The sequence below is a fragment of the Nostoc sp. CHAB 5715 genome (assembly GCF_020829685.1).
In the GTDB taxonomy this organism is placed as follows: domain Bacteria; phylum Cyanobacteriota; class Cyanobacteriia; order Cyanobacteriales; family Nostocaceae; genus Nostoc.
This window is the reverse complement of sequence record NZ_JAIVFR010000096.1, coordinates 1-11,538: the sequence shown is the minus strand read 5'-3', so window position 1 is coordinate 11,538 and position 11,538 is coordinate 1. Positions and strand designations below refer to the sequence as shown.

The window sequence follows — 11,538 nt, the reverse complement described above, 5'->3', positions numbered from 1 at the left end:
CAGGTCTGCGTAATAGTTGATTTCTTAGCTTCGCAATTGGTAAAATATCTACCGCTTCACATTCATCTTTGCATTCTATAATATAAGCTAAACCCTCTGAATAAACTACTCCATCAATTTGTTCTAACACTTCTTTTGAAGCCAAACACCATCCAAATCGCAATCCTGGCAATCCATAGCATTTAGAAAAAGTTCCCATTGAAATAGAGCGATCGTAATGTAAGTTAGGATTGGGCAGGGGAATACCGTCGTAAACGATATCTGCAAAAGCTGCATCCCAAACAAGATAAGCTCCTACCTCCGCTACTGCCTTGATTAACTCATTTTGTTCTTGTTGACTTAATGACACACCAGTGGGATTGTGCGGGAAGTTAACAATTACCATTCGGGTGCGTGGGGTAATTAACTTTTTGACTTCCTCAATATCAGGAGCAAAATTATGCTCACATCGAAGTTGCCAATGCTTTAACTGGCACCCCATCGACTCAGCAATAGAAAATAGTTGTTGATAGCAAGGAGCTAAGACAACTACTTCATCACCAGCATTAAGCAGTCCATTCATGATTAAGAAATTGGCTTCGCTTAAGCCATGAGTTACCATAACTTGCTCTGGATCTCCATTACTCCAACGGGAGGCAATAGCTTGACGTAACTGTAAGCTTCCCAAGCTAGAGCTATCGTGGAAGACTACATTATTCAGTTCTTCTTGAGTAAGATTAGTAAGTTGATAAAGCTCGGTAAGCGAAAAGTTTTCTACTCCACTACTACCGATATCAATTTCGGTACTGAAATAATAATCCCTCATCCAACCCTCTAAAAGAGCAGGTACGATTTTATTAATAGAGTTGCTTAGTTGTGTCAAACTACTCATTTGTTCCCTTCTTATTGTACCAAAGCTGATTCAGTTTCCGATTCAGATAGTTCCTCTAACTCTGCTAACATCTTGGCTAACACTTCTTCATCTAATTCCGTGACAAGCAATTTTTCAATAATTAGAGCTAGTTCAGCTAGAGATGGGGACTCAAATAAAGAAGGAATAGATAGTTTAACCTAGAAGTTTTGGCAAAGCTGAGAAATTACCTGAATCCATATCAAAGAATTTCCTTCCAACTCAAAAAAGCTATCGTTAATGCCTAATTACTAGGAACAGTTACTTGTGCTTCTGCATCAAAAGCACGACACGAATGATTGCTATTTCTAAACCATTTTGACTAATTTCTGAATGAGCACTCATTTTTATCTAATTTTCTTACTAATTGTTAAAAACTGTTTGATACGATCTTTACCCTCTGTTAATTTTTTGGTTCTATTGTCAGTTTGATGAAAAGATGATGGTTCATTATTGTTTGCTTGACCGAGAAACTTAGCCAAGGAACTGATAGTTGGATATCTAAATAGATCGAGTATTAATAAATTTATTTTAAATACTGTTTGTAATTTGCTATGAACCTGAACCAAAAACAACGAATGACCACCAATTTCAAAGAAGTTATCATGAATTCCTACGTCTTCAAGTTTAAGTAACTTTTGCCAAATATCAGCAATAGTTTTCTCTATCTCTGTTTGGGGTGGCTGATAAACCGCCTCCAATTGGGGACGTATGCTATCTGGTGCGGGTAATGCTTTTCTATCTATTTTACCATTAGATGTCAGTGGTAAAGTTCTTAATTCGACGAAAGCAGAGGGAATCATGTAGTCAGGTAAGTGTTTCTTAAGATAATCTCGCAGACTTTTATTTAAGGTTTTTAAAGAATTATTCTGTTCGATTACTACATTCTCTTGAGCAAACAACTTTATGTAAGCTGTTAAGTACTGATTGTCGGGGTTATCTTCCCTTAGCATCACTACGCCCGTCGCTATCTCTGGATGTTGGTTTAATACCGCTTCAATTTCTCCTAGTTCAATGCGGAATCCTCTGAGTTTGACTTGATTATCAATCCGTCCAATGTACTCAATGTCTCCATTTTTTAAATATCGGGCTAAATCTCCTGTTTTGTATAGTCGGGAACCTGATTTAGTGCTAAAGGGATTGGGAATAAATCTAAGGGCGGTTAATTCTGCTCGATTGACATATCCTCTGGCTATTCCTGCTCCTCCTATGTATATTTCTCCTGCTACTCCTACTGGTACAGGTTGTAGATGAGAATCTAATAAGTATATTTGTGTGTTAGCGATCGGTCTTCCAATCGAAAGTTCTTTTCCTGTATCTAGTGCTTCTATCTCACTGTTTAAGTAATAGAGTGTTGAGGTGACTGTTGTTTCAGTAAGTCCGTAGACATGAACTAGCGGGGTCTGCCATTGCTGCCATTGTCTCAATCTTTCAGCGGAGATTCTTTCTCCCCCCACAATTGCAAATCGAACACAACTAGGGACTTTCTCTTGATTTGAAGCTAGTTGTGATACCCATTGATGCCAGTAAGCTGTAGGTAACTCAAATACCGTTAACTGTTGTTTATTAATTAATTGCTGGAATTCGCTACAGGAGATTAGCTGGTTATTTTCTAGTAGGACTACTGTAGCTCCTTTTATCCAAGTGGGAAAGAGTTCTTCGACTACTACGTCAAAACCAATTGAGGCAAATTGAAGGAAGCGATCGCTATTTTGTAGCTTAAACTGCTCGGCAATTTCTAAAGTGTAATTGACTAATGCCTGATGGTTTACTGCTACCCCTTTTGGTTTACCTGTCGAACCTGATGTGTAAATTACATAGGCTAAGTTTTCTGAGGTGACTTGGCTGCGACAATTCTGGGTTGATTGTTGGGCAATATCTGACCAATTGCGCTCTAAATACAATAGTGATGTTTGGTGTTTAGGCAATTCAACTTCTAGATGCTGTTGAGTCAAGAGAATTTCCACTTGAGCATCTTCTAATATATATTCAATCCGCTCTTTTGGATAATTTACGTCAATGGGTACATAGGCTGCTCCTGCCTTGAGGATGCCTAAAATGGCTATACTCATTTCCAGAGATCGCTCTACACAAATCCCGACCAATCCATCTAGCAACAGATGATGATGACTCCAGGTAAAATTATAGGAAATGTCCGAAAGTTGAATCAGTGTTAACCGCATCAATGGTGGTTGCTTAAGTTCAAACCCATTAGAGCGATCGCTTTGTAAGAAAAACTCTAACTTTTGTTGTTGTTCTTCTGGTGAAAGATGCTGCCAATTATACTCTTGCCAAGGTAGATTCACCTGTCGATGCACGATTTGTACTGGCTCTTTTAAGCCTTCCCAAACAAAACAGGTTCTCAGAATTGAATGTCGTTCTACAACATGTTGCCATGCGCGATGGAATGCTTGAATGTTAAGCTTTCCTTGGAGAGTCCAGCTAAATTGTTCAAAATATACCCCTGATTTAGGCTCTGCAAGACTGTGGAATAGAATGCCTTGCTGCATAGGTGAGAGGGGATAAAAATCTTCAATGTTCTTGTTTTTCACGCCCATATCAAATATCTCCTATTGCTGTTGCAATGGCATCGAGATCGGCCTGACCCCATTGGCTTTGCTTAAACTCAGCGAAATCGGAAGGGGTAAAACCACCTGCATCTAGAGACTCACAGTGAGCAATCAGCGATCGCAGTGTCTCAACAAAGTTTTGAGCAAGTACCTCAATAGTTGTTTGTCGATGCAACTTGTTACTGTAAGACCAACTTATTTCCAGATTTCCCTGATAAATACCACCATTAATTTCTAGTAAGTGAGTTCGTTTACTTTGCGAACTACGAGCAGAACCACTCGATTCTTGCGCCAACCTAAATAAAGATGATTCTGGTAAAACCTGATCAAATTGTCCTAAATAGTTGAAAGCCACTTCAGCATTTGACAAGGAAGATTGTTCGCTTATTTTCTTATCCTGACTAAGATAGCGCAATAATCCATAGCCAATACCTCGATTTGGAATTGCTCGCACCTGCTCTTTAATTGACTTCAAAGCTTTTCCTAGATCGTTGCCATTTTTAAGATGTAGATGCACTGGGAAAATTGTTGTGAACCAACCCACAGTTCTTGATAAATCCACGTCCTCGAAGATTTCTTCTCGTCCATGTCCTTCCAAGTCAATTAGTAAAGAATCTTCTCCCGTCCACTGGTTAAACGTTAGTATCAGTGCTGTTAAAAATACATCATTAATTTGTGTTCGGTAAGCTGCTGGCACTTGTTGCAGCAAACTTTGAGTTTCTTCCAAAGACAGTGATACTGATACAATAGAAGTGGTTTCTTCTATATTATTTCCACCAGGAAAATCTCTTGGTATAGGCGAAATCGATTGATATTGTGTTGTCAGCCAAAAGTCTAACTCTGAAAGGAGTGCTGAAGATTGTGCATATTTGTGTAGACAGCTAGACCATTCTTTATAAGAAGTTGTTTTGAGTGGCAAATCTATTTCTTTGCCTTGAATAATTTGCTGGTAAGCTATTTTAAAATCTTCAATTAAAATTCGCCAAGAGACACCATCAACTGCTAAATGATGAATAATCCAAAGCAAACGTTGTGCTTGGTTTTCACCTAAATTAAACAGGGCAACTCGGAACAATGGTCCTTGTGATAGGTTTAAGCTAGCTTGCAATTTATTGGCTACTGCTTCTATTGCTGCCTTGTGTTTATCTTCTGGTAGTGCTGAAAAATCGAAGCATACCAGTGGTATGGCATCATCAGGACTAACTATAAGTGCTTGAGTACTAAATTCCTTCTGTATAAATCGTAAACGTAAAACATCATGATGTTTTTGTAGAGACTCTACGACTTCCTCTAAGATTACAGGGTCAATTTTCTGCTTGCTTTCTAAAAATACAGCTTGATTCCAGTGGTGTGGTTCCGGTTGCTTTTGTTCAAAAAACCAGTGTTGAATGGGTATTAGTTCTAGCAAACCAGTCACTGCCATCTGTTCAGCTTGGATTTTTCTAGTTGTTCCCGCGATCGCCGCCAGTTGAGCAATTGTTTGATGTTGAAATAATTGCTTAGAAGTCAGGTTAAATCCCACTTGATTTGCTTTAAATATTACTTGAAGGCTAAGGATAGAATCTCCACCTAATCTAAAAAAATTGTCATTTACACCTATATTTTCTATACCTAATACTTCTGCCCAAATAGCAGCTAACTGTTTTTCAACCGTCGTCTGTGGTTCAACAAAATTGTCTTCGAGTTCTGGACATATTTTATCAGGTAAGGGTAGTGCTTTGCGATCAACCTTACCATTGGGTGTAAGTGGTAGCGCCTCCAATTTCACAAAAGCTGCTGGTACCATGTAGCTTGGCAACTTCGACTCCAAAAAGCTACGTAATCCAGTAATTTCCAGTGTTTGTTCTTTTTTAGGAACAATATAGGCAACTATTCGTTGAGAATTTACCGATTCCTCGCTAACTATAACTACAGTCTCTTTCACTACGGGATGTTGACTTATAATCGCTTCAATTTCCCCTAATTCAATGCGGTATCCTCGAATTTTGATTTGGTTGTCAATTCTACCTATATACTCAATATCTCCACTTTGCAAATAGCGTACTAGATCGCCTGTTTTGTAAAGGCGATCGCCCTTTTTGTTGCTGAAGGGATTGGGAATAAATTTAAGGGCAGTTAATTCAGCTTGATTTAGATAACCTCTAGCCAATCCTAGTCCACCAATGTGCAATTCACCAGGTACACCCATTGGTACTGGTTGCAAAGATTCGTCTAAAATATACAATTGGGTATTAGCAATTGGCTTACCAATAGGTATGGAACCTGAAGAATGTTTACCGACTGGAACCTGATAAACACAGCAGCCTACCACAGTCTCTGTAGGGCCGTATTCGTTTACTAATATCGTATCTGGAGTTACATCTTGCCAGAAAGTGATGCTTTCAGCTAATAAATTTTCTCCACCAATAATAAAAGCTCTTGTTTTATTTGCTATATCTTCTTTAGATAACTGTTGCTTAAGCAACTCCAAGTGAGCGGGGGTAATTTTCACCAAACTTAAATTCGAGCTTTTCGCCAAAGCTTGAGAAAGGTTTTCAATGACTTGTTCTTCTGATAATAATTCGACTGTACGACCAACGAATAAAGGAGACAAAAGACTAGTAATTGTTAGGTCAAAACCCAAAGGTGAGTGAACTAAAGTCCCTACTCCTTGTTCTACTGCGTATGCTTGAGTACACCAACTTAAGTAGTTAACTAATCCTTGATGGGGAATTAGAGTACCTTTGGGTTTACCAGTGGAACCGGAAGTGTAAATAACATATGCTAAATTTAATTCGGTTGTTGTTATTGTTGGATTTTCGGTTTTTTGTTGGTTTATGACTTGCCAATCACTATCTATACAAACTACTTGAATTGCATTTATATCTAAATCTGCAATTAAATGCTGTTGAGTCAGCAGCACTGACATTTGAGATGCTTGATTGTGGGTAAGAGTTATATTCTGCAAAACTTCGTAAAATTTTAAAGTCTTTTTGAGATGGCAATTTACTGGTACATATTTTGCAAATAGCCCCAGCATTTCTTGAAGCTCTTCTTCCGATCTGCCATCACAATTAGTACCAACAATAATATTTGACACATTGGTCAAACGCCATAGTAATATTTGCCAACATGTTAGTAATAAGGTTGATTCAGTAGTCTTAAATTTTTCGACAATTGTGGTTATTTTTGAGGTTAAATCATTTGGAATTATATGAGTGAAAATTTGCGGTTCAAATTGAATTTTACCAGACAATATTTTCTCATTGGGAAGTTTTAAGTCGAAAATATAGACGATATCTTTTTGTCGCCAATATTCTCTACCAATTTCCGCTTCTTCTGATTCTAATAATTCATTTTGCCAATCTGAGAAAACTATATATTGTACTGGTTCCTCATCAGGTAAACTTCCAGTGTAAGCACGACTTATTTCTACTACTAAGTTATTCAGTGAGGTGGCATCTATATATAAACTAGGTAAATTTAATAGCAATACATATTTAGATGCTGACAGAATAGCTAGAGATACCTGTAATGGGGACGATTTCTCAAAATCAAAAATTTGCTGTTTAGCAGATTCTATAAGTAATTCAACAGCATTCTTTTGTTTTTCAGGCTGAATTGACCTGAAGTCATGTTCTTGTATTAATAAATTTACATCATTCTCAATTACTTGTAATGGAATATTCATTCCTGGTAAATAACTAAATATTGTGCTAAGAATTTTATGTTTCTTGATAACGCTATGCAAAGCAGTTTTTAAATTTTCAATCTTTAAATTACCTGTAATCTCTACTTGACAATAAGAACGATATGGAAAGCTATTTGTTTCTTGTTGTAACAGCCATAAATGTTTTTGTTGTGGCGAAAGTTCAAACCCAGTAATTGATGAATTACTCATAATATATAGACCTCAAAATAATTAAAAACACTTATGGTATGGAAAGCTCATGAAATCATCTTTTGTTTAAAAGGCTCACCCATTGCAGTTAAAATATTTCGATAACCAGAGTAAGGATTACGTCCGTGGGCTGTTAACATATTATCTAGCATTAATATATCCCCTTTACACCAAGGATAAATAATTTTTGCTTTTTGATAAGCTTCACGAATCTCGGCAATCACTGAGTCTTCAATAGGAGAACCATCTCCATAAAAAGTATTGTAGGGTAAATCATCTTCTGTAAATTCTCTTAAAAAGTTTTCTCTAAATTGTGTTTGTAAACTCGACACATGCCAAAAGACAACATGATTAAACCAAACGATTTCGCCGGTTTTTGGATGTTGTGCTATGGCTGGACGAATTTGACGAGTTCTTAAACGGTTATTATTTTTCCACTCAACCTGAATGCTAGCATTACAGCAATACTCTTCCATCACAGCTTTATCTGTTGTATGAAAGACTTTCTGCCAAGGTAAACCAAATCCATTGCCATAGTTACGAACTAACATCCACCCTTTTTCTTGAAAGCGTTCTCTAATACGAGGGTGAATACGTTGAAATACTTTTCTCACATCCGCAATTGGAGTTTCTCCTCCTTGACTTGCTGGTTCAATGCAGCAAAACCATATCTTCATCGGATAGGTACTGGCATAGGATGATTCATTATGTAAGGCAATGGTTTGATCTGCGGGAAATTCAGTAGAAGTATAAACTTTTTCGCTTAACTTAGTACGAGGAGTAGAAGATTCTGTATAAGGCATTAATTGAGGACATACGGCGCTAACGAATTGCTCAAAATCCTCTTTTTGCTTAACAGTAAAACCCCTAAATAAAATTCCTCCATATTTCAACAAGTTATTGATGATGAATTCTTGATTTTTATCAGCCCAAATTGGTAAATTCACATCGCTGAATTTAGATGTAATCACTAAAGGTAAATTTACATCTGATTGCAAGAAAGATTCTGTAATTAATTCTTGTTGGGATACGTTAATCACTGTAGATTTTTGTTGAAATTTAAATGCTTTAAATTTTTGGCTACGTACTTGTTGAAATTCCTGTTGTTTGGAATTTTGCCTCTGTTTATCTGCTGCTGCCAGTGTTTCTCTTATGGCTGTAAGTTTAATATTCGGTTGGGCAACAACGGCACCCAAAATTATTTCATAATTTTTAATAAATTTAGCGATTGTAGAAGCATTAAATAAGTCTGTGCTGTACTCTAAAGTGCCAATCAAGCCTTGTTCTGTCTCGCTAATATTAAATAGTAAATCAAATTTAGCTGTACTATTATCAATATATTTGACTTTCGACTTAAGATCCTCTAGCTCTAGTGAGTGTTTCGGGGTATTTTGTAGAACAAACTTATGTTGAAACAGAGGTGTACGCTTCAAATCTCGTTCTGGCTTCAGGGCTAATACCAGTTGGTCAAATGGCATATCCTGATGATCGTAAGCAGCCAAAGTTACTGCACTAATACGTTTCAACAATTCTTGAAATGTTGGGTCACCAGATAGGTTTGTACGTAATACAAGCTGATTGACAAAAAAGCCAATAATTTTTTTTGTCTCAGGTAAACTACGGTTAGCAACATCAGTACCAATAACAATATCATCCTGCTTTGCATAGTAATGCATCAAAGTCTTAAATGCTGCTAGTAGAGTCATAAATAAAGTGACACCCTCCCGATTACTAAGCGCTTTGATTTCTTCGCAAAGTTCTTTTGCTAGTTCTAGATGTTGCTTAGTACCGAGAAAAGTTCGGACTTCAGGACGAGGATAGTCGGTAGGTAATTCAAGGATAGCTAAGTTAGCAAGTTGGTGTTTCCAGTAAGATAACTGTTTCTCCACGATCTCCCCTTGTAACCAGTTACTTTGCCAGGAAGTGAAGTCTGCATACTGAATCGGCAATTGTGCTAGAGGTGAAGGTTTTCCTATACTGAAAGCATTATAAAGTGTGGAAAACTCTTGAAAAAATATACCAATTGACCAACCGTCAAAAGCGATATGGTGTATTGTTAGCAGTAATAAGTGTTCTTCCTTACTTAACAGCAGTATTTTTGTTCGTAGCAAAAAGTCGTTGTTTAGGTCAAAGGGTTGCTGTGCTTCTGCTAGTACTAGTTGATTAACTTGAGTTTCCCGCTGATTTGCGGGTATTTCACTCATGTCAATTAAAGGCAAATTGACTGATTTTGGGGAAGAAATGATTGCGATATCTTTCCCTTCTCTTGCCTCGAAGTTAGTTCGCAAAACTTCATGGCGTTTTATAATTTCATTAAAACTATTCTCTAAAATTGCCAAGTTTAAAATACCTTCTAAGGTTATACACACAGAATGATTGTAAGTATAACTTTGAGGTTCTAGCTGTTGAAGAAACCATAGCCTCTGCTGGGCGAAAGATAGATATGTAGGACTGTGGTGTGTACGGCGAGGAATAACTATTTTCTGATTATTAGACTCATGCTCACCCCGTAAGCGTTTTTCTAAAATTGCTTGTTTCGCGGGTGAAAGTCTAGAACGTCGTTTAATAATTTCATCTTCTTTGCTATCCATAATATTATCATTAATGATTACATTTACCAATATTGTGTTAAGAATATTTTAAATAATTGCTTAAAAATTTACATATGAAGGGACAGACTGAATTCGACTTAAATCATTTTCAAAAATAATTAAATCATCATTTTTATCAATTTCTTTAAAATCGGCAAATTTATAAGATATATACATCATTCTATTGCGGTCATTTGGTATAAACTCTGCCAGAAGACGGACATTATTTTTTTGAGCCAGACTCATAATATGATTCATCATAATTGTCCCAACTCCCCTTGACATAACACGACAGGACATCAGCAAAAGCTTGATTGTCCATATATCAGTTTGGTATTCAATTAGAGCTAAACCTATTTTCCCGTAGCTTCCATACTTATCTTCCAAGCTTGCAATTAACAGCTTATGATTTCCTGATTGGCGAAAATGATTAAGTTCGTCATAGGAGTAGGTATAACCAGTTGTATTCAGTTGGTTAGTCCGTAATGTTAATTCTTCTGCACGTTGTAAATCTTCTTCTTGTGCCAAGGATATTGTGAAATTCATATTGAGCGTAGCTAAGAATTCGTCTGCCGTACCAACAAATTCTTTCTCTGCATTCTGCCGCTCTATATCACTAATATACATCAACCTTCTAATTGTTGAATCTTCCGTAATAAAACGGGGATTCATCACAGGCATATCCAAGATATTACCGATTTCATCGGCATTTATACAAAGAATTTCTGGTAAGGTAAATTTTACTTCTTCTAGTTCAAATAATTGGTCATCAACAAAAGCGATCGCATCTAAAGCAATATTTAGTGATGTAGCAATTTCTTTGATGGAAGACGCTTTAGAATTCCAATTGATTTGAGGATATAAGAAATACTCCTTTAACCCGAATTCTTCTAATTTAGCTATTGCTGTTGCACTTTCATTTTTACTTGCTATAGATTGTAGGATACCACGACTATCTATAGTGTGAATAAGATTTACTATATTTTCTCGTAATGAAACTTGTTTATCTTCCAGTAAAACCCCGTGCCACAAGGTGTTATCTAAATCCCAAACGACACATTTAATAACTTTCTTGTCTTTTTGCTTGCTGTTTACGTCCTGTTCTTGAGTGCTAATCATATCTTAAATCCTTTCTGCTAGTTTATTTTTCAAGCCCGTAGAAAAGCTTGAAAGAAGATAATCTTGATAGCCTGACTCAGCGATGGTAATTTCTTGAATTTGAGTACTACCTTCAATAATTTCCATAATTTTCGAGTCTCGTAGATACCTTTCTACAGGGTACTCACTACTACAAGCCGAACTAGGGAAACTTCTGATGGATTTACGCCTCCTGAACTTTATGCTAGAGGTACTATAACTCGTGCGTATAGCGATATTTATTCACTGGCAGCTACACTCTATAAACTTCTGACGGGCAAAACGCCTGTCGATGCAGTAAAGCGCAAAGTGGACGATGAGCATTTAGTGTCTCCAAAAGAATGGAATCGTCAGATTAGCGATCGCGTTAACCGAGCAATTTTAGCAGGTATGAAGCTAGATCCTAAAGGGCGATCACAATCAATGCTAGAATGGCTCGATACTTTATGGTTGAATGCGGAAAACTCCCAG

Annotated in this window: 7 protein-coding genes; all 7 read right to left on the bottom strand. The window is 36.9% G+C overall.

From position 1 onward, the window contains the following. Nucleotides 1-871: aminotransferase class I/II-fold pyridoxal phosphate-dependent enzyme (locus LC574_RS07825; protein WP_229452578.1), on the bottom strand; the 871-nt coding region annotated here is incomplete at its 3' end. Nucleotides 872-1,050: 179 nt separating this feature from the next. Then, entirely contained in the window at nucleotides 1,051-1,131 is an 81-nt protein-coding gene (locus LC574_RS38785) for a hypothetical protein (RefSeq protein WP_368736675.1), read from the bottom strand. 105 nt (nucleotides 1,132-1,236) lie between these two features. Continuing rightward, nucleotides 1,237-3,447 carry a non-ribosomal peptide synthetase gene (locus LC574_RS07820; protein WP_229452577.1) on the bottom strand — a complete coding sequence of 737 codons (2,211 nt, stop codon included), beginning with the start codon at nucleotides 3,445-3,447 and terminating at the stop codon, nucleotides 1,237-1,239. A gap of 1 nt (nucleotide 3,448) precedes the next feature. Further along, nucleotides 3,449-7,339: a non-ribosomal peptide synthetase gene (locus LC574_RS07815; protein ID WP_229452576.1), complete on the bottom strand. Its 3,891-nt coding sequence runs from the start codon at nucleotides 7,337-7,339 to the stop codon at nucleotides 3,449-3,451. Nucleotides 7,340-7,386: 47 nt separating this feature from the next. Further along, complete coding sequence (locus LC574_RS07810; protein WP_229452574.1) at nucleotides 7,387-9,930, bottom strand: condensation domain-containing protein; 2,544 nt, start codon at nucleotides 9,928-9,930, stop codon at nucleotides 7,387-7,389. A gap of 60 nt (nucleotides 9,931-9,990) precedes the next feature. Continuing rightward, nucleotides 9,991-11,049 (bottom strand): HAD family hydrolase, encoded by a 1,059-nt coding sequence (locus LC574_RS07805; RefSeq protein WP_229452572.1) that lies wholly within the window; start codon nucleotides 11,047-11,049, stop codon nucleotides 9,991-9,993. A 3-nt stretch (nucleotides 11,050-11,052) separates the two neighbouring features. Continuing rightward, nucleotides 11,053-11,178: a hypothetical protein gene (locus LC574_RS07800; RefSeq protein WP_229452579.1), complete on the bottom strand. Its 126-nt coding sequence runs from the start codon at nucleotides 11,176-11,178 to the stop codon at nucleotides 11,053-11,055. Nucleotides 11,179-11,538: the final 360 nt, after the last annotated feature.